Source organism: Paenarthrobacter sp. E2MeOHC11, from assembly GCF_058744955.1.
In genome coordinates, this window is record NZ_CP196673.1 from 2,151,352 (window position 1) to 2,172,674 (window position 21,323).

A 21,323-nucleotide genomic window follows, 5' to 3' on the forward strand; every position below is an offset into this window, starting at 1 on the left:
TCTTGTAGTACAAGTGCATAACTTGTATCCTAAGTGGCAGGCAAGGATGCCGCACCCACGAGGAGAACCATGAGCACCGTAGATCTGATCCGCCACGTCAAGCTGTCCACGGCACGTTTGCCCCTCACCGTACCTATCAGCGATGCGAAAGTCTTCACCGGCAGGCAGAAGCCCATGACCGAAGTGGTGTTCCTGTTCGCCGAGATCACCACGGAACAGGGCCACAGCGGCATCGGCTTCAGCTACTCCAAGCGCGCTGGCGGGCCCGCGCAGTACGCCCATGCCAAGGAAGTCGCAGAGGGCATCATCGGCGAGGATCCCAATGACATCGGCAAGATCTATACCAAGCTCCTCTGGGCCGGTGCCTCCGTGGGCCGGTCCGGCGTGGCAACCCAGGCCCTGGCGGCCATCGACATCGCGCTCTACGACCTCAAGGCCAAGCGTGCCGGGCTCCCTCTTGCCAAGCTGTTGGGTTCCTACCGCGACTCCGTGCAGACCTACAACACCTCAGGCGGCTTCCTCAACGCCACCCTGGAAGAGGTCAAGGAACGCGCCACTCAGTCCATCAACGACGGCATCGGCGGCATCAAGATCAAGGTTGGCCTGCCCGACTCCAAGGAGGACCTGCGCCGAGTGGCCGGAGTCCGCGAGCACATCGGCTGGGACGTCCCGCTCATGGTGGACGCAAACCAGCAATGGGACCGCGCCACAGCGCTGCGCATGGGCCGCCAGCTCGAGGAATTCAACCTCGTCTGGATCGAAGAACCTTTGGACGCCTACGACTTCGAAGGCCACGCGCACCTGGCCCAGGTCCTGGATACGCCCATCGCCACCGGTGAGATGCTCGCGTCCGTCGCGGAACACAAGGGCCTCATCAACGCCAACAGCTGCGACATCATCCAGCCGGATGCTCCGCGCGTTGGCGGTATCACCCAGTTCCTGCGGCTCGCGGCCCTGGCGGATGAACGCGGACTCGGCCTGGCACCGCACTTCGCCATGGAAATCCACCTCCACTTGGCTGCCGCTTACCCGCGTGAGCCCTGGGTGGAGCACTTCGACTGGCTGGACCCCCTGTTCGAGGAACGCCTGGAGACCAAGAACGGCCGCATGATCGTCCCGGACCGCCCCGGACTGGGCGTCACCCTCAGCGGGCAGGCCCGCGCCTGGACCACGGAGTCAGTGGAGTTCGGCGCGTAATCTTGAACCCATGAGCCGAAACCTGACCGCGGATCTCGCCGCCGACCTTCGCAACCGCATCGTCGACGGCGCCATCCAGCCAGGTGAGAAGCTCCCCAGCGAAAACACCCTCATCAGCGAGTTCGGGGTGAGCCGGACCGTGGTCCGCTCGGCGCTGACCCGCTTGCAGGCCGAGGGTCTCGTGGAAACCGAACGTGGGCGGGGCAGCTTCGCGCTGACTCCGCCGGCGGAAGGACCCGCTGCGGCGCCTGGATCACGGCCCGTTTCCAGCATGGAAGACCGGCTGCAGATGCTCGATTTCAGGATCGGCGTCGAGACCGAAGCCGCGGCTTTGGCCGCGCGCAACCACACCGAACACCAGCTCAAGGCCGTCCACGGCGCCTTGGAGCAGTTCACCGCGAGTTCAGGCCACCCCGCCCACTCCATGAAAGCGGACTTCGAGTTCCACCGGGCCGTTGCTGCGGCGTCCGGCAATCCCTTCTATACGGACTGCATCTCCGCCCTTGGCCAAACCATGATCACCATGCCCCGCCCGCGCTTGGTCGCCAGCGAAGATCAAGAATCCCCGGAACGCTTTGCGCAGGTGGTCCACGAACACTCCTCTATATACGCAGCAATCGCGGAGGGCGACCAAGTGGCTGCCGCGGCAGCGATGCGCCTGCACCTGAGCAACTCACGACGCCGGTTCACAGGTTCTGCGCGCGGCTGACGGTCACGCGCGCCTCACCCAACCAGGTAACAGCACCTCGCTCCTACGAAGCGCCAATGGAGCGTTATCTGTCACCCAGTTGGGATCCCGTATAAAACAAAAGAGCCCCAGTCCTAAGACTGGGGCTCTTTCAATTGCGTGCGCGAGGGGGGATTTGAACCCCCACACCCTTTCGGATACTGGCACCTGAAGCCAGCGCGTCTGCCGTTCCGCCACTCGCGCGCAACTTCTTTTTCTGGACTTTTGCCGGTTTCCCAGCTTCGTTTCCTTCAAAAGCAGCGAGATCAAGCATAACGGACATTCCCGGCAAAACACCAATCGAGGCCAGGAGGGCCCCCCCGGGAGGCAGAAGAGCCCCCGGAAAGGCCGCCGACAAGGGTTGATTTCCACGAAATTTTCATGCCCCCACTCCCGCGCCAGCAAGCGCCGGGCGCGAACTTTTCCGGGTCGCAAGGCGTTGTGGATTAAGGCCATTCCCAGTCAGTCCCAGTAGTATCGGGAAGTGGAAGGGCCGTCAGGCGCGTACTTCGCTGTGTGCGCAGACGGACCAAACGATGGACTATCGGACCAGGCGCATCGGGTGCCGCGGCAAGGAAAGGAGAAGGACATGGGTTTGCTGGACAAAGTCGAGCGCGGCATTGAAAAGGCCGTTCGCAACGTCTTCTCCACGGGGTCGCGTGCACGTGTTGAGCCGGTGGAGATTGCGAGCAAGCTGAGGCGCGAGTTGGACAACAAGTCCATCACCATCGCTGCCGGCCGTACGCTCGCTCCCAATGTTTTCGATGTCCTGCTCAGTGACGAGGATTTTGCCAGGGCCCAGGAATGGGGAACACCCCTCGCCGAGGAGTTGTGCGACGTCGTCATCCAGCATGTCCGCAGCCAGGGCTACACCCTTCAGGGCGCTGTCCGGATCTCGTTCCGTCGGAATGACGAAGAGCGGGCAGGACATTTTGAGATCACGTCCCGGACCGAGAAATCTTCCGATGACGCTGCCCCCGCTCACCAAGCCCCGCGGGCCCACGTCCCGGCAGCCCCGGCACGGCAGCCCACCCGCCTCCAGCCCGTTCTGGACATCGGCGGCCAACGATATTCCCTCAACGCCCGCTCCGTAGTGCTGGGCCGCTCCTCGGAAGCCGACATCCTTGTGGATGACACAGGCGTCTCCCGGAAGCACCTTGAAGTACGCACGGAGAATGGCAGCACCTGGGCTGTTGACCTTGGCTCCACCAACGGAAGCTACGTCAACGGCCATAAAGTGAACGGCAGCGTAGAGCTCACAGACGGCTCGACCATCACGATGGGACGTACCAAGATCATTTTCCGCCTCCTCCCCCAAAACCAGGGTGGCAACGCGTGAACGACATCAGCGAACTGACCATCACAGCGCTTCGCTTCGGTTTCCTCCTGTTGCTGTGGGTCCTGATCTTCAGCATCGTGACCACCATGCGCCGTGATCTCCAGATCGGCCGCAAGGCCGTCACCGGAGCTCCTACGGCCCGCGAAGTTCGCAAGCATCCAGAACTGGCCGCGTCACCGCCGCCAGCCATCCAGCATGCGCGCACGCTGGTGGTCACCGAGGGCCCCCTCAAGGGCACCACGGTCCCCCTCGCTGCCAGCCCCATCCTGCTTGGCCGTGCCCAGGAAGCCACCCTTGTCCTGGAGGACGATTACGCTTCCGGCCGGCACGCCCGGCTGTTCCCGCAAGGCAGCCGGTGGTTCATCGAGGACCTCGGCTCCACCAACGGCACCTACTTGGCCGATCAACAGCTCACCCGCGCATTGCCGGTTGAGCTTGGCGTCCCCGTGAGAATCGGCAAGACGGTCATTGAATTGAGGCCGTAGTCCATGGCCTCCCCCGAGACCCCCGAAGGCAAGGAGAAGCCCGCGGAGCGCCCACTCATCATGCGCTACGCGGCCCGCTCCGACGTCGGACGGATCCGCTCCAAGAATGACGACTCCGCATACGTGGGCCGCCATCTTGCAGTCGTGGCCGACGGCATGGGTGGTCACGCCGGCGGCGATGTCGCCTCTGCATCAACGGTGCTGGACATGATCCACCTGGACCATGACGACTATCCGGATGGCGCAGAGACAGTCCTTGCGGACGAAATCCAGACCGCCAACTCCCTTCTTTCCGAGCTTGTTCACCAGAACCCAAAGCTCTCCGGCATGGGTACCACGGTGACCGCCCTCCTGCTTGAAGACCGCAAGCTCCACTTCGCGCACATCGGCGACTCGCGCGCCTACCGCCTGCGCAACAAGAAGTTTGAACAAGTCAGCGTGGACCACACCTTTGTGCAGCGCCTGATAGATGAGGGACGCCTCCGTCCGGAGGAAGCCGAGACGCATCCGCACAAAAACGTCCTGATGCGAGTCCTCGGAGACGTTGATGCCAGTCCAGAGCTGGATCTGGACATCCTGGACGTCGAACCCGGCGAACGCTGGCTGCTCTGCTCCGACGGCCTCAACTACGTTGCGGGACACGTCGTTGAACGCATGGTGCGCGAGACCAAGGACCTGCGCGAATGTGCGGAAATACTGGTGGATCTGACGCTGGAAGCCGGCGCCCCGGACAACGTCACCGTGGTGATGCTGGAGATTGCCGAAGAGACCGACGACGACGTCAACACGGCCGCCGTCGACGTCGTTCCGGCCGCAGCGCTTGCCGCGTTGGACGAACCTCAAGCAGTCACGGCGTCCAAGTCTCCCGAGGGTCCCTCCGCGACCAAGCCGGCTGAGGATGCGAAGTCCGGGTCCAAGGCAAAAGCCGCGCTGGAGGCTGACGCTGGATCATCGTTCAGCGCGGGTGACCCGACCAGCGACGCGGACGAATCCGTCGAGGCGTCCAAATCCCCGGACGATTCCAAGGAACCGCCCACCACCACCGACCCGCACCTCGGTGAGCACCTCTCCGCAGAGGTTTTGCGCGAAGAATTGGCCAGCCGTCCCCATGAACTGGTTGGCGCAGCGGCCACAGCTGCAGAGACAGGATCCATACCGACTGTTGCCGGCAGGACAGTCGCCCGCAGGGCTGCCACGGTCCTCACGCACAAGGCCGAGCAGGACCGGCTGGACGTCGAGGAGCCCACGCGGCGCCGCATCCGCTGGCTGATGCCGGCCGTCGCAGCTGTTGTTGTGGTGGGTGTCGTGGTTGGCCTGTGGCTTGGCTACGCCTGGACCCAAACCCGTTACTACGTGGGCGAATACGATCAGCGCGTTGCCATCTTCAACGGAATTTCGCAGCGCCTCGGTCCCATTCAGCTTTCCCGGCTTGAAGCCGTAACCGACATCAGGGTGGATTCATTGCCGGAATACGGCCAGCAGAGCGTACGCCAGACAGTTCCGGCGGGTGACCTCGACGACGCCCAGAGCATTGTGGAGAACCTGAAGAACACGGGCAGCGCTTCAGCCAACTGCCCCACGACTTCGGCCACATCGACGCCATCTCCCACCACCACCGTGCCCGTGCCTAGTACTGCGGCCGTTGCCTCGCCTTCGCCCGTACCGACTCCCTGTGGGGCGGCCAAGTGATACAGACTGAAACTGCACCTAAACCGCGCCGCAACGTTGAGCTTGTCCTCATCGTGCTGGCCCTTGCCGTCGGTGTCGGCGCGAGTGCCTTGGTGAGCATCAACTCCGATGTCGGGTTGGACCGGGACTTCTGGTTCCAGTCGAGCCTGCTCGCAGTTGCCGCCTTTGCCTTCCATGTGGTCCTCAGGCTCCGGGCCAAATATGCCGATCCGGTAATACTTCCCATCGTCGTAGCCTTGAACGGCTTGGGTTTGGCGCTGATCCACAGAATGGACGGCCCCGGCGACGACACCGGCAACAACCAGCTCCGGTGGACGCTGATCGCCATGGCAGTTTCCATCGCCGTGATCTGGTTCCTCAAGGACCACCGGATCCTTCGCCGTTTCACCTACATTTCCCTGGCCGTCAGTGCGTTCCTGCTGCTCCTGCCCTTGATTCCGGGCATTTCGGCCGGCGAAATCCTTGGAGCCCGCGTGTGGATCCGAGTGGGACCCATGACGTTCCAACCCGGTGAAATCGCCAAAATCACGCTGGCAATATTCTTCGCCGGGTACCTTTCCTCCAACCGGGATCTCATCCTCCTGGCCGGTCGGAAGATCGGCCCCATGCAGTTCCCGCGGTTCAAGGACCTCGGGCCCATGATCACCGCCTGGTTGGTGAGCATCGGCGTCCTGGTCTTCCAGCGCGACCTCGGCTCATCCATCCTCTTCTTCGGCCTGTTCATCGTGATGATCTACGTGGCCACCAGCCGTATCTCCTGGGTTGTCATTGGCTTGCTGCTGATTCTTGGTGGCGGCTTCATTGCCTCGCAGATCTTCTCCCACGTAGCCTTCCGAATCGACAGCTGGATCAACGCGTTCACACCGGAGGTCTTCGGCAGGTCACCCGGTGGCAGTGGACAGATCGTCGAGGGCTTGTTCGGAATGGCCGACGGCGGGCTGGTAGGAACCGGCTTGGGCCAAGGCCGGCCGGATCTGGTGCCCTTTGCCAACAGCGACATGATCGTGGCCCTCATTGGCGAGGAACTCGGCCTGATCGGCCTCTTCGCCGTGGTGATGCTCTACCTGCTTCTGTTTACCCGCGGCTTCCGCGCTGCCTTGGGAACCCGTGACGCATTCGGCAAGCTGCTGGCGTGCGGTTTGTCCTTTGCCATTGCCCTGCAGTGCTTCGTGGTCATCGGCGGCGTCACGCGGCTCATTCCGCTGACGGGCCTGACTACACCGTTCCTGGCGGCCGGTGGCTCGTCGCTCCTGGCCAACTGGATAATCGTCGGCCTGCTGCTCATGATCTCCAACACGGCCCGCGGACCCGTGGACACAACCCCCATGGTCGGTAAACCTCCGGCCAGCAGCAGCACGCCGGGCACGCGTAAACCGGCCACAGGACAGACACCAAGCGCACCAACAGAGGCGGTGAAGCAACAATGAACCAGGCTATTCGTAGCTCCTGGATGGCCGCAGTGGCCATGTTTGCGTTGATCTTCGGCGCTATCAGCTATGTCCAGGTCATTGGCGCTGACGACCTCAACGACAACCCCTGGAACCAGCGGGCCGTCCTGGCGTCGTTCTGCAACGAGCGCGGCTCAATCATCGTGGGCGGCAAACCAGTCGCGGAGTCTGTCCCCGGAACCGAGTCCTGCGCCTTCCAGCGCAAGTACAACCAACCCGAGCTGTACGCCGGCGTCACCGGCTACTTCTCCAAGTTCTTTGGGTCCACAGGTTTGGAACAGTCCATGGGAGAGACCCTTGCGGGCAACTCCGACCAACTGTTCCTGGATCGAATGAGCCAGATGTTCCTGGGCAATGAGCCCAAGGGTGCTTCGGTGGAGCTGACGCTGGATCCTGAAATCCAGAAGTTGGCGTTCGATCTCATCCCCGACGGCCAGCGTGGATCCATCGTGGTTACCAATCCCAGGACCGGGGCTATTCTGGCTATGGTCTCCAAGCCCTCCTACGATCCCAATCTGATCGCCACCCATGACCGTGCCGCCGCAGATGCCAACTACAACGAACTGAACCAGGTTCCGGGCATTAACCTGAACCAGAACGTCAGCGGCCCAACAGGGAACCTGCTGTCACCTGGCTCGGTCTTCAAGCTCATCGACACCGCTGCCGCGCTGAATTCAGGCAAGTACAACAAGGACAGCGAGTTGCCGAATCCCAGCAGCTTGCCGTTGCCCGGATCCAGTGCCAGCCTGCCAAACTACGCCGGCGGCAATTGCAACGTCCGTGAAACGGCAACCTTCGTCTTTGCCCTGGAGCAGTCGTGCAACACTCCGTTCGCCAGCATTGCCCTGGACCTGGGACAGGATGCCATCCGCGATCAGGCACAGAAGTTCGGCTTCGGCGAGACCTTCGGCGATCAGCTCAAGCTCCAGCAGGCAAAAAGCATCTTCCCCGAGGACCTGGACCAGGCCCAGTTGGCCCAGTCTTCCGTAGGTCAGCGGGACGTCAAGGCCACTCCGCTCCAGATCAACATGATGACGGCGGCCATTGCCAACGGCGGTGTGCAGATGAAGCCGAATTTGGTGGAGACCGTCCGCGCTCCTGACCTCCGCGTCATCAGCGAACTCAGGCCCGAGGCCCTCCGCACCAGCACCACCCAGCCCATCGCAGCGCAAATCACCGAGTGGATGACCAGCGCCGTGGACAACGGCATTGCCAAGGGAGCAGCCGTTTCCGGCGTCAAGGTGGCCGGCAAGACCGGTACCGCGGAACTCGGCGATTCAGGTTTGAACAACTCATGGTTTACCGGGTTCGCCCCGGCAAACGACCCGCAAGTAGCCGTCACCATCGTCATGGAAGGTGTGGATGTGCTCAGCGGTGCCCAGCTAACCAGTCCGAACGCAAAGAAGATTTTTGAGGCGGTGTTGAATAAGTGAGGCCTACTTCGGGAATCACACTCGGCGGCAGGTTCCAGCTGACCAGTCGCATTGCGATTGGCGGCATGGGCGAGGTCTGGAAGGCCAAGGACCAGATCCTCGGCCGGATCGTTGCCATCAAGGTGCTCAAGGAGGAATACACGGGGGACCCCGGCTTCCTCCAGAGGTTCCGTGCCGAGGCGCGTCACACCGCCCTGCTCAACCACGTGGGCATTGCCAACGTCTTCGACTACGGCGAAGAAGCCGGCTCGGCCTATTTGGTCATGGAGCTCGTTCCGGGACACCCTTTGAGCGGAATCCTTGAGCGAGAGCAGGTGCTGTCCCCGGACATGACGCTCTCCATCCTCGCGCAGACTGCCCGCGCCCTTGCCGTTGCGCACGCACAGGGCCTGGTCCACCGCGACATCAAGCCGGGCAACCTGCTGATCACGCCGGACAACCGCGTCAAGGTCACCGACTTCGGCATCGCCCGCCTGGCGGACCAGGTTCCGCTGACACAGACCGGCCAGGTCATGGGCACTGCCCAGTACTTGGCTCCTGAGCAGGCCACCGGCCAGACCGCCACGGGTTCCTCGGACATCTACTCACTGGGTGTCATCGGCTACGAATGCCTCACCGGCCACCGTCCGTTCTCCGGCGAATCGCAGATTGCCATTGCCCTGGCGCAGGTGAACGACGCGCCGCCGCCCCTCCCGGAAACCCTTCCCACGCCTGTCCGTGCCCTCTTGATGTCCATGCTGGCCAAGGATCCCAAGAACCGTCCCGCCAACGCCATCAAGCTGGCCGAAGCCGCCGACGCCATCCGCAACGGAGACATCGCTACGGCCCACGCCGCCGTACCCGGCATGTTGCTTTTCGAATCCACTACCGGACCCATCACAGCGCCGGTGGACACCGCAACGGCACCCACCGGCGTCGTCACCTCGCCTTACGGTAAGGAGCAGTCGTCGACGGCGACCTCCGCACTTCCGGTGCTGGGTGCCGGTGCGGCCGGGGCTGCTGTTGGGGCGGCTGCAGCCGCATCCGACAACCCTCTGTCACGCGCGAATGCCCTGGAGGCAGAACGCCAACTGAACGACGAAGAGGAAGTTGCCTACAGCGACGACGAGAACTTCGACGATCGCGAGCCGGAACGCAAGAAGCGCAGCCCCTGGACCTGGCCGATGGTTGCCTTGATCCTGCTGGTGCTGTTCGCGCTGGTTGGTTTCCTGATCACCCAGTCCGGATTCTTCTCGCCGAGCCCCAGCCCGAGCCAGTCCACCACTGCCAGCACCAGCCGGAGCGCCAGCCCGACGTCGACGTCCGCCACGCCGACGCCTACGCCGACCTCGGAGTCACCATCTCCGACGCCCACGCAGACCACGCCGGAGAAGATCAACGTCATCCCTGAGCAGTACCTTGGCCAGCCGTTCCAGACCGTCAGTGCGCAACTCCGCGACCTGGGCCTTGGCGTCAACGGTGTGGAGGTCTTCAACCCGGCCGTTCCAGGGACCGTGGTGGATCTCAACCCCACCGGACCTGTTGATCCGGGACAAACCATCACGGTTCAGTACTCCAAGGGTCCTGAAGCCGTTGCCGTCCCCACCATCAGCGTCGGAGCCAGCGAGTCATCGGTCCGGGCGGCCATTGAGGGCGCCGGGTTGCGTTGGGTAGCTGGAGATCCCGTGAACGGTGCCGTGGGCCAGCAGCCTGGCACGTTCGTGAGGTCCTCGCCGGCCGCTGGAGCCGAGGTTGCCGCAGGCTCCACTGTCACCTACTTCCTGTCCAGGGCCGCTGCCCCCACCAATTCCGGTTCCCCGAGCGCCAGCCCCAGCGGCAGCCCGAGCAACTAACTGATCCGCCATGTCTACGCCACGCCACGGTCCCGCGCATCGAGAGGAGAGCACACCTGTGTCTTCACAGCGCATCCTCAATGCCCGCTACGAACTTGGTGAGCTGATCGGTCGTGGCGGCATGGCGGACGTATACCGCGGAACGGATACTTTGCTGGGGCGGACCATCGCTGTCAAGGTCCTGCGCGCGGACCTCGCCCGCGATCCGCAGTTCCAAGCCCGGTTCAAACGCGAGGCCCAGGCCGTCGCGGCGTTAAACCATCCGTCCATCGTGGCCATCTTCGATACCGGCGAATACTCCGTACCGGGGGGTCCCGGCGAGGATGTCCGCGTGCCGTACATCGTCATGGAATACGTCGCCGGCCGTACCCTGCGGGACATGATCAAGGCGAACGAATTGGGTGTGGAGAATTCCATCGGCTTCACCCTGGGTGTCCTTGCCGCACTGGAGTACAGCCACCGGGCAGGTATTGTCCACCGCGATATCAAGCCGGCCAACGTCATGGTTTGCGCCGACACCGGGGACGTCAAAGTCATGGACTTTGGCATCGCACGTGCCATGGCCGATTCCGCTGCCACCATGACCCAAACACAGGCCGTCGTCGGCACGGCACAGTACCTTTCACCGGAGCAGGCCCGCGGTGAAACCGTGGACGCACGCAGCGACCTCTACTCAGCCGGCTGCCTCCTGTACGAATTGCTGACCAGCCGTCCACCTTTTGTGGGGGACAGCCCGGTCTCGGTGGCCTACCAGCACGTCCGCGAAATTCCGGACATGCCCAGCGCCCACAACCCCGATGTTTCCGAGGCCCTCGATTCTGTCCTTGCCAAAGCCCTGCAGAAGAGCCGGACAGACCGTTTCCAGGACGCTGCGTCCTTCCGCCGCGCACTGCGCGCGGCAAGCAACGGCATTCCTGTCCCCGCAATGCCACCCAGCGAGGCACCGACCGATCCGAACGACCTCGTGGACCAGGACGACCCGGCCACCCAGATCCTGAGCTCCACCGCCGTGGGATTCCTGGCCGCCGATCAGGCCAGGGACGAACCCGCTGACCAGCCCCAGGAAGAACCCCTTCCCTTGGGCCTCCCACCGGAACGCGAGCGGACCGCGGGCCAGAACAAACGCCGTCGTACGTGGATAGCAACCTTGGTGATCTTCACGCTGATAGTGCTGGCCGGTGGCGGATTCTGGCTTTACAGCCTCATGAACCTGCAGCCACCGCCCCCTGCAAAGATCGCCGTGCCCGTGGTGGCCAACATGTCTGAATCCCAGGCCATCCAGGAACTGTATTCAGCCAAGTTGGTACCTAAATCCGTGCGCGAGGCCAGCGACTCGGTGGCCAAGGACATGACCATCGGCACGTCTCCCACCGCGGGGTCCATGCTGGACCAGGACGCCGAGGTTGTCCTGAAAATATCCAGCGGACCCAACTCGGTGACCATCCCCGCCGACATCGTGGGCCGCACGGAGTCGGATGCGAGGGACGCCTTGCGCAGGCTGGGCATCACTGGTGACATCGTGACCGTCCGAACCCACAGCGCTACGGTTCCGATCGGCCTGGTCATCAACACTGGCCCGGCCCCGGGCGGCGCAATCGCCATCAGCACCAAGGTGGAACTTCAGGTTTCCTCTGGCAAGGTCCTCATGCCGCAGCTGATTGGGCTGCCCCTGGCCGAAGCGGAAGCTTCACTCAAGACCAACGGCCTGCCCATGGTGGTTGTGGAGCAGGAAAACTCGGAAGTCGCGCCGGGCACAGTGACGGCCCAGAGCGAGACGTTCAACACCGAAGTGGATCAGGGAAAGTCGGTCACCATCACGGTTGCGAAGGCTCCTGCTCCGAGCCCCACGCCAACCCCGACGCCCACAGACAAGCCGACCCCTAAGCCGACGGCCACCAAGAAGTAGCGGCCTGCTACCGCTCACCGGCCCGCAGCAGGTCGGGCTTCCGTTGGCCTACTGCTTGATGAGCGGGCTCAGCTTGGATGCGCGTTCAGCCGCTCCGGCCATCCCCAGGGACTCCAACCAGTTGCCGAGCATCTGGTAGCCACCCTCTGTCAGGACCGATTCCGGGTGGAACTGCACACCGCACAGTGGTGCGGTCTTGTGCTGCAATCCCATCACCACGCCGTTGGTGGTCTCTGCGGTGATCTCCAGGACGTCCGGAATGGAATCGCGCACCGCTGCGAGTGAGTGGTAGCGCGTGGCCGTCACAGGCGAGGGGAGGCCTGCGAAGACGCTCTTACCTTCGTGCCGGACAGGGGACGTCTTGCCGTGCATGAGTTCGGGCGCGTGGGTTACCACGCCACCGTACGCCTCAGCGAGGGCTTGGTGCCCCAGGCAGACGCCGAACATGGGTTTGCTGTTCTCGCCGCACCACTTGATGAGCTCGATGCACACGCCGGCTTCGGCAGGGGTTCCAGGACCGGGCGAAACGAGGACGCCATCGCGGGCTGCTGCGAGCTCCGTGGCCTCGGCAAGAGTCACATCGTCGTTGCGGACCACGGTTGTCTCGGCGCCGAGTTCCTGGAGGTATCCCACCAGGGTGTAAACGAAGCTGTCGTAGTTATCTACTACAAGAATTCTTGTTGTGCTCATGGTTGCTGCACTAAACCAATCGTCGAGTCAGTCAAAGTGGTGAATTGGGAGAACCAGGGGAAGAGGAACTGGACCATCAGTATCAGTGCTACCGCCACCAGTACCAAGCACGTCAGGATCCTCACCCACACGGGTCCGGGCAAGTTGCGGAAAATCCACGAGTACATCCGTTACCCCTTTCCTTGTACCTTGGCTACTTGGGTGGCGATTTCCGACGGCGGTCCTGCAGAGGCCGGTTGCCAACCCTCCATCACGGAGTAGGCAATGATCCGTTCCTGCGACCCAAACCGCGGGTTGCAACTGGTCATGGTCAGAATGCGTTCCTTCGGCACGATGCCCGGTTGCGTTGGTACTGGCATGAGGACGTCAGTGCGGTTGGGAAGCACGATCTGGTTGTTGCGGAAGACATAGGTGTAAAAGCCGTCCGCTGTCTGAACGTAGATCTTGTCCCCGGGAACCAGCGTATGGATGCTGTCCAGGACTGCTCCATGCGTTTGCCTATGGCCCGCAACCGCGAAGTTGCCGATGGCTCCGGGCATGCTGGTACTCCCGTAGCGGCCAAGTCCCAACGTATCCAGGACGTCCGCACCGGTGCCCTCGATGATGGGCCTCGTGTAGTCCGCGCCGAAGCGGGGGATGTACATAATCCCGATCGTTTCCCCGTTTGCAGGAGCCGTTCCCACCACCGGAGGTCCAAAATCTGCCTGATTAGCCGGTGCTGCCGGAGTTACGGGTCCGGTGAGGTCCTGCGCGAAGCTCTGGACTGCCTCATTCTGCTTGGCATTGGCTTCAACGTTGGTCCACCACAGTTCCCAGCCCACGAAGAGCAACAGCACAATACCTGCCGTAATGAGGAGTTCACCCAGGATCTGGCTGATCTTGCGGATGACATCGGACGCGCGGAGTTGCCTGCGCGGTTCCTGCTCCTGCCCTCGCCGGCCCGACGGCACGGCAGAAGCCGCCGTCGTCTGCTGGTGCGCCACGGGGTCTCCTCGATTCGGGCACGGGCGCGGGCGGGCGGACCCCGAGTTGCGGCTAGACTTGACAGCTAGAACCAACCCGGAACGCCGCGTGGCCGTTAACCGCTGGAAATTTCCTTCCTGCAGGATATCAAGGCTGGCCGGAACCGGTATGAACCTACAGCCAAGGAGGATCCGTGCCCGAGTCCAAGCCCCGCAAGCGGCCTGCCCGTCAGGCCCAGCAGACTTCCGCCGCGCAGCAGTACAAGCCCAACCCGGTTTGGTACAAAGCCGTCATGTTCGGCCTCATGATCCTCGGCCTGATCTGGATCATCACGTTCTACATCACAGAAGGCCAGTTCCCCGTCCGCGACTGGGCATCATGGAACATTGTTGCGGGCTTCGGCATCGCGATTGTCGGCTTCCTGATGACCACCCGTTGGCGCTCCTAGGAAACCCGCACCTCACAATTCCGTGCCCGTGAACGTCTACAAGGTATGAGCATCCGGCACACCACCATGGATTCCCCGTTGGGGCAGTTGACGCTGACTGCCAACGGGGAATTTTTGACGGGCATCTTCTATGAGGGCCACTGGCACCTGCCGCCACCCGACTACTTCGGGGTCCACGCAGGGATCGAGGATCCGGTATTCGCACTGACCAGGATTGAGCTCGATGAGTATCTGGGCGGACACCGCACCGTTTTCGATGTTCCTTTTGAAGCGCGTGGAAACACCTTCCAGGAGAAGGTCTGGTTGCGGCTGCAAGATATTCCCTTTGGAGAAACCGTCAGTTACGGCGAGTTGGCCACTGAACTGGGCGATCCGCATCTTGCCCAGGCCGTTGGGTCGGCGGTGGGCCGCAACCCCATCAGCATCATCATCCCGTGCCACCGCGTGGTGGGACGCAAGGGTCAATTGACCGGATACGCCGGTGGGCTTCGGAACAAGCGCTTCCTCTTGGAGTTGGAAGAGCCAGCCGCCGTGAGAGAGGGCAAACTTTTCTGATGAAGGCCGGGCAGTTGATCACCAAAAGACCCTTCGAAGCAGTGGTCCAAGAAAATGGCGTCACCGTGCTTCGAGTGTGCCGTGCAGTCCTCGGCGTGCACGATGCCGACGACGCCTGGTCCGATACCTTCCTTGCGGCTCTTCAGTCCTATCCCGACCTCCCTCCGGAGGCCAACGTGCAAGCTTGGCTTGTCACCATCGCACACCGTAAATGCATCGACCATGTGCGTGCCGGAAGTCGCCGTGCCCTCCCGGTGGACTCACCGCCGGAGCAACCCTCCCGGCTTGGCATCCCCGGTGAGGGGCATGCCGACCTCGTGGACGCCGTCGCGCACCTTCCACCGAAACAAAGACAGGCCGTGGCGTACCACTACCTTGCGGGGCTTCCCTACGTGGACGTGGCGGCGATTCTTGGAGGAACCCCCGAGGCTGCCAGACGAGCCGGATCAGACGGCGTCAAAGCCCTCCGCAGTGCTCTGGCTGATCTTCCAGCTCTGGCACATTCATCTTCGAAAGGAGAGATCCGTTGACCATCGAACAAAGCCTGGACCACGGCGATGTAATCTCGCTCCTGGAACCCCTCGATGCTGGACTTGAACTTGCCCTCGCCAGCCTTCGCGCCCGTCTGGCCAGCGACGCGCAACTGACCCACACTTTGGACGTTGCATACCGGGTGGTGGACTCACCCGTGGGGAAACTCCTTCTGGCCGCCACAGACCGTGGAATAGTCCGCGTCGCCTTTGAAGTGGAAGACCACGGCGACGTCCTGCAAGTTCTTGCCAACACCGTCAGCCCCCGCATCCTCCAGGCGCCTGCGCGTTTGGATGATGCTGCGCGCCAACTCGACGAGTACTTCAACGGCACCCGGACGGAGTTCGATCTCATCCTGGATTTCCGGTTGTCCCGCGGCTTCCGCCTGAATGTGCTGCAGCATTTGCCCCGCATCGCCTATGGCCACACCGAAAGCTATGCGGAGGTCGCTTTGGCCGCCGGCAGCCCCAACGCAGTCCGCGCCGTCGGAAGCGCCTGTGCCACCAACCCACTGCCCGTCATCGTCCCATGCCACCGCGTAGTGAAGTCGGACGGCAACTTCGGCGGCTATCTCGGCGGGGCGGATGCAAAACGAGCGCTTCTCACCCTGGAGGCAGCCGCTTGAGCGAAGATGCACTGTTTCCGCTGCAGTTGGTTCAGCCGGAAAACCACGACGCCGGTCCTCGCCTGGTTGCTCCAGGCGCGGTTCACGTGCCCGGCTGGCTGAGCCTGGAGCAGCAACGGTGGATAGTGGAACGATTTGGCGAGTGGACACAAGGACCCGTGCCGCTCCGCGCAGCGACTCTTCCTGGTGGGCACAAGATGTCGGTGCGCACCGTGTGCCTCGGCTGGCATTGGCAGCCCTACAAGTACACCCGGGAAGCCACCGACGTCAACGGTCGGCCTGTGCTCGATTTCCCTGACTGGATGGTCCGCCTGGGCCGTAAAGCCGTCGCCGCAGCCTTTCCTTCCGGAGGCGAATCAGATGGCGCCTTGGCCCTCTCCGTTAGTGACTACACACCCGATGCCGCCTTGGTGAACTTCTACGACAACGGCGCGGCCATGGGGATGCACCAGGACAAGGATGAACGTTCCAGCGCCCCAGTAGTGTCCCTCAGCATCGGTGAGACGTGCGTTTTCCGGTTCGGTAACACCAAGACCCGAAACAAGCCGTACACAGACGTTGAACTCCGCTCCGGAGACCTTTTCGTATTCGGTGGGCCGTCCCGGTTCGCGTATCACGGCATACCCAAGGTGCTCCCCGGAACGGCTCCAGAGGAAAGCGGCCTGTCGCACGGACGGATCAACATCACCATGCGGGTCACCGGATTGTCTTGAGGCGGTAATTCCAAGGCACCGAGCGTTGGAGCATCCAGCACCAGAGGCATTGAATGTCGGAGGCACCCGGCAGAATATCCCCAGAAGCCAAACAACTGGCCGGAGCCCCTGGAGATCCGGCCGCGGAGGAGCATGAATGACCCCGGACAACGGCACCACCATCGGTGAGGACGGCCTTGCCCGTCCCCTGTGGGCTGCTTCGGATCCCCTCATGCAGGCCTATTACGATCACGAATGGGGCATGCCTGTCCGCGACGAGCAGGGCATGTACGAACGCATTAGCCTCGAGGCGTTCCAAGCGGGTCTTTCGTGGGCCACCATCCTCCGAAAACGGGAGGCTTTCAGGAAGGCGTTCCTGGACTTCCACCCGGAAAGCGTTGCCGCCTTCACCGAAGACGACGTTGAGCGGCTCATGCTCGATGCCGGGATCGTCCGCAACCGCCTCAAAATCCGCGCCGCCATCACCAATGCCAAAGCCACCATCGCCCTGCGCGACGAAGGAGGCCTGGTTGACTTCGTGTGGTCTTTCCAGCCCGCCTCCACGCCGGCGCCCCACACCTTCGCCGACATCCCCACAACGTCCCCTGAGTCAATTGCCCTATCCAAGGCACTCAGGAAGAAGGGTTTCGCATTCGTCGGGCCCACCACCATGTATGCCTTGATGGAAGCAATTGGAATCATTGACACCCACCTGATGGACAGCCATCGCCGCGGGTCGTCGGGGGTATGGTCCTGAACTGCGGGCCCACCCGTGATGATTCTTTGCCTCGGTAATCCCCAACCCTTGTCCACAGAAGTGGGCAACTTTATCCACAGGCGTGGATAAACTCTGTGGACATCCATGCATATTGGCTCGAAATCGGTGCACTGGCGCAGATTTTGATCGTGCCGTCCGGGTGGGGACAGTTATACCCACTGTGTACTGCGCTGTGGATAGTGCTCCAAACTTCATCGAAAGTTCAACATCGCGGCATTGCCGGATTTGCTTGGAGTCATTCCGGAGGGTCTCGGCCCTATGCCCCTCTGCGGACACGTTTCCCTGAGCAAGGGCAACCTGGTCTGAAAGTTACCCACTTAATAACAACCACCTACCCACACGTTATCCACAGGTGGGGATAACGTGTGGGTTTCCCTGCGCGAATCCCTGCGATGCCGGGGCTCAGAGCTCCGGACCTAGCGTGAACTACACGCGTGTAAGTTATTAACAATGTTGATAAGCCTGTTGATAGCTACTGCTGCAGGGCGTAATTAACAGGGTTGTCCACATGTGCAGGCATTTGGCCCTCTTTATCCACATATCCGGCCTGGGCGGGGACAAAGTTATCCACAGGTGTGGAGAAATTCATGCCTTTCCGGGGATATCTGCCGATCTGACGGCCCCACCGACACAATGAAGCTCTAACTACACCCATGTAAGTTACGCACAGTGTGGATAACAGCTGTGGATAACTTGTCCTAGGTGGGTGCCGGGATCGAGTACCGTGGCGGATTTCCCTGGGCGTACCGTGGTGCCATGAAGAGCGACTTCAAGAAAGAGATCCGGACTTACAGTGCCAAGCACGGTGAGTTCTCCTTGGTGACCGTCCCACCCCTGCAGTTTCTGATGATCGACGGCCACGGGAATCCCAACACCTCCGAGGCCTATAAGGACGCACTGGCCACGCTGTATCCAGTCGCCTACAAGCTGAAGTTCTTCAGCAAGAACGAACTCGACAAGGATTACGGTGTGATGCCCTTGGAGGGCCTCTGGTGGGCTGATGACATGGAGGCGTTCACCAGCGCCCGGGACAAGTCACAGTGGGACTGGACGCTGATGAACATGGTTCCGGGCTGGATCACGTCTGAGCATTTCGACGCTGCGCGCGAAGTGGTTGCCAAGAAGGGGGAGGCCCCGGCATTGGAGGCGCTCCGCTTGGAGACGCTTGAAGAGGGGTTGAGCGTGCAGACGCTCCATATAGGGCCATACGACGCTGAGGGACCGGTCCTCGAGGAGATGCACAGCAGCTTTATCCCCGGGAACTCCCTGGCGATGACCGGGAAGCACCATGAAATCTACCTCGGCGATGTGCGCCGGACGGCACCGGAAAAGCTGAAGACCATCCTCCGCCAGCCGGTCAAGCCTGCGGTGTTCTAAAGAAGCCTGCGGTGGTCTAAGAAAGATGGAGCACGGGAAGCCCGCTATCCAGCGGTGACGCGGAACACGGTAACTATAGCCAAGAGGCCGGCCACGAGGATGAGCCCCCCGGCCTGCAGCAAGGCCTGGTTCTTGCCGCGCGGGGCATAGGCGATGACGGCGGCCGCGAGGCCGCCGGTGATCAGACCTCCCAGGTGGGCCTGCCAGGCAATGCTGGGGACAAAGAACCCGATCGCGCCATTGATGGCTATCAGGACCCAGAGTTGCTTGGTTTCACCGCCGCGATGACGTTGTACCACCAGCATGGCGCCGAAGAGACCGAAGATGGCACCGGAAGCGCCAACGACGGCTACGGGCGGCAACATCGGGGTGAGGGCCAAGTAGCCCACCGATCCGCCGATGGCAGAGACCAGGTACAAAGCGAGGAAGCGGATCCGCCCGAGCAACGGCTCCAGGGCTTGTCCGAAGATCCACAGCGTGTACATGTTCAAGACAATATGAAGCAGGAATCCCTGCGAATGCAGGAAGGCTGCGGTGAGCATGCGCCACGGTTGGCTATCGGCGAAGATATTCGCGAAGGCGAAGTTCTGGAAGACGAAGTCCCCTGGCACAATCCACTGAAGGACGAAGATCAGCAGGCACAAGCCGATGATCACGTACGTCACCAACGGCCGTCCCACGGCCAAGGCGCCGCCGTACGGCGACCGGTATGTCGGCGTCGTACGTTTTTGTTCGTTGACGCAGTCAACGCATTGGAACCCGACGGCGGCCGCCCGCTGGCACTCGGGGCACGCAGGGCGCCCGCAGCGCTGGCACCGCACATAGGAGGGCCTGTCCGGGTGCCTTGGGCACACCGGAATATCAGCGGACGGCTCTGCCGACGGAATTCCGTAACTCATGAGCTCAGGTTCAGGTTGTGACTAGAGCTGTTCGATGTCGATGCTGTTGATGACGACGTCCTCAACGGGGCGGTCACCCATGCCGGTGCGGACAGCCTCGATCGAGTCCACAACCTTGCGGGATTCCTCGTCAGTGACTTCACCGAAGATGCTGTGCTTGCCGAACAGCCAGTCGGTGTTCACGGTGGTGATGAAGAACTGTGACCCGTTGGTGCCCTTGCCCATCTGGATACCCGCATTGGCCATGGCCAGCTTGTAAGGAGCGTTGAAGGTCAGTTCCGGGTGGATTTCGTCGTCGAACTGGTAACCCGGTCCGCCAACGCCGCGACCCAGGGGATCGCCACCCTGGATCATGAAGTCCTTGATGATCCGGTGGAAAATGGTGCCGTCATACAGCGGCGTCCCGGTCTTGTCTTCGCCCGTTTCAGGGTGGTTCCAGGACTTTTCGCCCGTGGCCAAGCCAATGAAGTTGGCGACCGTCTTGGGCGCGTGGTTGCCGAAGAGGTCAACCTTGATGTCGCCGAGGGTCGTGTGGATCGTTGCTTTTGCGGTTGCGATGGTCATGGCCCCATTGTTTCATGCAGGGTCAACGCCGGTGCTGTTGTAAAGCCGGTTCCGCGCTCGGTGAAATCCGGGACGAATCCGGCAGATGAATAGCCGGTGTTCCCCAAGCGACGTAGGCTAGCAACAAACGAGCATGTGTATCGGGAGGTAGTTGTGAAGAAATCAGACCGTATTGCCCGCGACCTCGAACAATCCGTTGTGACCGGCGTGGATAACGCCCGCGACTGGGCTGCGCCCCGTGTGGAAGCAGCCGTCAACTGGGCTGTTCCGCGTATCCAGCACGGCATTGACACCGCTTCCCCTAAGATCCAAGAGGGGCTGAAGTCCGCTGCGCACAACCTCGCCGACGGCGTTGCAGTGGTTACGCCGAGGATTCAGGATGGACTGGCGCACCTCGCGCCGAAGATCCATGACGCAGTGGAGGACGCAACACCCAGGATCCAGGAGACGCTCAACAAGGCAACTCCGGCGCTTGGCCACGCCCGGGACAAAGTAGTGGACGAATACCTGCCCAAGCTGTCCGAGCAATTGGGCCAGGCATCGGTAGCAGTCCACCACGCCTTGGAGAACGCGCCGGCCCAGGTTGACGCCGTAGCGCAGAAGCTGGTCGATTCCGGCGTCGTGCACAGCGTCCAGGAGCAGGCGCAGGCCACCGGCAAGCAGATCAAGGCAGTGGCGGAGGATGCGACCAAGGCCGTCTCCTCCAAGCTGGGCAAAGAACCGAAGCCCAAGAAGCGCGGCTGGCTGATCGTGACTGTTATCGCCGCAGCCGCTGCCGCCGGTGTTGCCGCATGGAAGGCTTCCAAGCCGGTGGAGGATCCGTGGAAGACGCCTTCCCCGGTCACACCGACGCCCGCTCCGGTACCGGCAACGTCGGCAGCTCCGGCTCCGACCGATGCTGCTGCGTCAGCCACGGCAGCAGCCACAGCGTCCGGCACCTCGGACATCACTCCGGAAGAAGCAGCAGCTGAGGCTGAGCAGGCAACCAAGGACGCCTTCAAGAACGTTGAAGAGTCCACTGCCAAGGTGGCCACCGACGCCAAGACTGCCGTCAAGAACATCGCTGCCAGCCTGCACAAGGACACCGAAGGCACGGACTCCGCTGCCAAAGGTACACAGAACTAACACCTGACGAACCGCCCCAC

The 21,323-nt window shown here is 62.2% G+C and carries 21 protein-coding genes and 1 tRNA gene; 17 read left to right on the plus strand and 5 right to left on the minus strand.

What is annotated here, in order from left to right; translation table 11 throughout:
• The first annotated feature begins 69 nt into the window (after positions 1-69).
• Together ACSSVG_RS10020 and ACSSVG_RS10025 are read left to right on the plus strand one after the other, a co-directional pair.
• The gene (locus ACSSVG_RS10020; protein WP_492418702.1) at positions 70-1,197 is read left to right on the plus strand and encodes an L-talarate/galactarate dehydratase; all 1,128 of its coding nucleotides are present in this window, start codon (positions 70-72) and stop codon (positions 1,195-1,197) included.
• A 10-nt stretch (positions 1,198-1,207) separates the two neighbouring features.
• A complete protein-coding gene (locus ACSSVG_RS10025; RefSeq protein WP_492418704.1) occupies positions 1,208-1,906 on the plus strand; it encodes a FadR/GntR family transcriptional regulator in 699 nt (232 codons plus the stop codon).
• A 139-nt stretch (positions 1,907-2,045) separates the two neighbouring features.
• Here ACSSVG_RS10025 and ACSSVG_RS10030 read toward each other — a convergent pair.
• Positions 2,046-2,128 (minus strand) — tRNA-Leu (locus ACSSVG_RS10030).
• Positions 2,129-2,513: 385 nt separating this feature from the next.
• Here ACSSVG_RS10030 and ACSSVG_RS10035 point away from each other — a divergent pair.
• From ACSSVG_RS10035 to pknB, 7 genes are read left to right on the plus strand one after another with little or no spacing between them, the layout of a single operon-like run.
• Positions 2,514-3,263 carry an FHA domain-containing protein gene (locus ACSSVG_RS10035; protein ID WP_492418706.1) on the plus strand — a complete coding sequence of 250 codons (750 nt, stop codon included), beginning with the start codon at positions 2,514-2,516 and terminating at the stop codon, positions 3,261-3,263.
• Between the two features lie 5 nt (positions 3,264-3,268).
• Positions 3,269-3,748 (plus strand): FHA domain-containing protein FhaB/FipA, encoded by a 480-nt coding sequence (locus tag ACSSVG_RS10040; protein ID WP_090822625.1) that lies wholly within the window; start codon positions 3,269-3,271, stop codon positions 3,746-3,748.
• Positions 3,749-3,751: 3 nt separating this feature from the next.
• Positions 3,752-5,437, plus strand: a complete 1,686-nt coding sequence (locus ACSSVG_RS10045; RefSeq protein ID WP_492418708.1) for a PP2C family protein-serine/threonine phosphatase — start codon at positions 3,752-3,754, stop codon at positions 5,435-5,437.
• Complete coding sequence (locus ACSSVG_RS10050) at positions 5,434-6,864, plus strand: FtsW/RodA/SpoVE family cell cycle protein (protein WP_231338766.1); 1,431 nt, start codon at positions 5,434-5,436, stop codon at positions 6,862-6,864. Before ACSSVG_RS10045 ends, ACSSVG_RS10050 begins: the two co-directional genes overlap by 4 nt.
• Entirely contained in the window at positions 6,861-8,318 is a 1,458-nt protein-coding gene (locus tag ACSSVG_RS10055; protein WP_231338767.1) for a penicillin-binding transpeptidase domain-containing protein, read from the plus strand. The genes ACSSVG_RS10050 and ACSSVG_RS10055 overlap by 4 nt, the downstream gene beginning before the upstream one ends.
• Positions 8,315-10,150 (plus strand): protein kinase domain-containing protein, encoded by a 1,836-nt coding sequence (locus ACSSVG_RS10060; RefSeq protein ID WP_492418711.1) that lies wholly within the window; start codon positions 8,315-8,317, stop codon positions 10,148-10,150. The genes ACSSVG_RS10055 and ACSSVG_RS10060 overlap by 4 nt, the downstream gene beginning before the upstream one ends.
• Before the next feature lie 10 nt (positions 10,151-10,160).
• Entirely contained in the window at positions 10,161-12,056 is a 1,896-nt protein-coding gene (gene pknB, locus ACSSVG_RS10065) for a Stk1 family PASTA domain-containing Ser/Thr kinase (protein WP_492418713.1), read from the plus strand.
• Positions 12,057-12,104: 48 nt separating this feature from the next.
• Here pknB and ACSSVG_RS10070 read toward each other — a convergent pair whose 3' ends face one another.
• Complete coding sequence (locus ACSSVG_RS10070) at positions 12,105-12,746, minus strand: aminodeoxychorismate/anthranilate synthase component II (RefSeq protein ID WP_231338770.1); 642 nt, start codon at positions 12,744-12,746, stop codon at positions 12,105-12,107.
• 170 nt (positions 12,747-12,916) lie between these two features.
• The gene (locus ACSSVG_RS10075) at positions 12,917-13,729 is read right to left on the minus strand and encodes a class E sortase (protein ID WP_374202210.1); all 813 of its coding nucleotides are present in this window, start codon (positions 13,727-13,729) and stop codon (positions 12,917-12,919) included.
• Positions 13,730-13,902: 173 nt separating this feature from the next.
• Between ACSSVG_RS10075 and ACSSVG_RS10080 the strand changes: the two genes are divergently transcribed.
• The 7 genes from ACSSVG_RS10080 (at position 13,903) to ACSSVG_RS10110 (ending at position 18,715) form a co-directional block, all read left to right on the plus strand.
• The gene (locus ACSSVG_RS10080; protein WP_159700295.1) at positions 13,903-14,157 is read left to right on the plus strand and encodes a cell division protein CrgA; all 255 of its coding nucleotides are present in this window, start codon (positions 13,903-13,905) and stop codon (positions 14,155-14,157) included.
• 45 nt (positions 14,158-14,202) lie between these two features.
• The gene (locus tag ACSSVG_RS10085) at positions 14,203-14,712 is read left to right on the plus strand and encodes a methylated-DNA--[protein]-cysteine S-methyltransferase (protein WP_492418715.1); all 510 of its coding nucleotides are present in this window, start codon (positions 14,203-14,205) and stop codon (positions 14,710-14,712) included.
• Complete coding sequence (locus ACSSVG_RS10090; protein WP_492418717.1) at positions 14,712-15,242, plus strand: RNA polymerase sigma factor; 531 nt, start codon at positions 14,712-14,714, stop codon at positions 15,240-15,242. The genes ACSSVG_RS10085 and ACSSVG_RS10090 overlap by 1 nt, the downstream gene beginning before the upstream one ends.
• Positions 15,239-15,868, plus strand: a complete 630-nt coding sequence (locus ACSSVG_RS10095) for a methylated-DNA--[protein]-cysteine S-methyltransferase (protein WP_492418719.1) — start codon at positions 15,239-15,241, stop codon at positions 15,866-15,868. The genes ACSSVG_RS10090 and ACSSVG_RS10095 overlap by 4 nt, the downstream gene beginning before the upstream one ends.
• On the plus strand, positions 15,865-16,581 hold the full coding sequence (locus ACSSVG_RS10100; RefSeq protein WP_231338774.1) for an alpha-ketoglutarate-dependent dioxygenase AlkB family protein: 717 nt from the start codon (positions 15,865-15,867) through the stop codon (positions 16,579-16,581). The genes ACSSVG_RS10095 and ACSSVG_RS10100 overlap by 4 nt, the downstream gene beginning before the upstream one ends.
• A 136-nt stretch (positions 16,582-16,717) precedes the next feature.
• Entirely contained in the window at positions 16,718-17,317 is a 600-nt protein-coding gene (locus ACSSVG_RS10105; RefSeq protein WP_492418721.1) for a DNA-3-methyladenine glycosylase I, read from the plus strand.
• A gap of 777 nt (positions 17,318-18,094) precedes the next feature.
• The gene (locus tag ACSSVG_RS10110) at positions 18,095-18,715 is read left to right on the plus strand and encodes a GyrI-like domain-containing protein (protein WP_492418723.1); all 621 of its coding nucleotides are present in this window, start codon (positions 18,095-18,097) and stop codon (positions 18,713-18,715) included.
• A gap of 44 nt (positions 18,716-18,759) precedes the next feature.
• Here ACSSVG_RS10110 and ACSSVG_RS10115 read toward each other — a convergent pair whose 3' ends face one another.
• Both ACSSVG_RS10115 and ACSSVG_RS10120 read right to left on the minus strand, forming a co-directional pair.
• Complete coding sequence (locus ACSSVG_RS10115) at positions 18,760-19,614, minus strand: rhomboid family intramembrane serine protease (protein ID WP_492418725.1); 855 nt, start codon at positions 19,612-19,614, stop codon at positions 18,760-18,762.
• A gap of 21 nt (positions 19,615-19,635) precedes the next feature.
• Positions 19,636-20,178, minus strand: coding sequence for a peptidylprolyl isomerase (locus tag ACSSVG_RS10120; RefSeq protein WP_026541003.1), 543 nt, complete (start codon positions 20,176-20,178; stop codon positions 19,636-19,638).
• Positions 20,179-20,331: 153 nt separating this feature from the next.
• Between ACSSVG_RS10120 and ACSSVG_RS10125 the strand changes: the two genes are divergently transcribed.
• Positions 20,332-21,303 carry a hypothetical protein gene (locus ACSSVG_RS10125; RefSeq protein WP_492418727.1) on the plus strand — a complete coding sequence of 324 codons (972 nt, stop codon included), beginning with the start codon at positions 20,332-20,334 and terminating at the stop codon, positions 21,301-21,303.
• Positions 21,304-21,323: the final 20 nt, after the last annotated feature.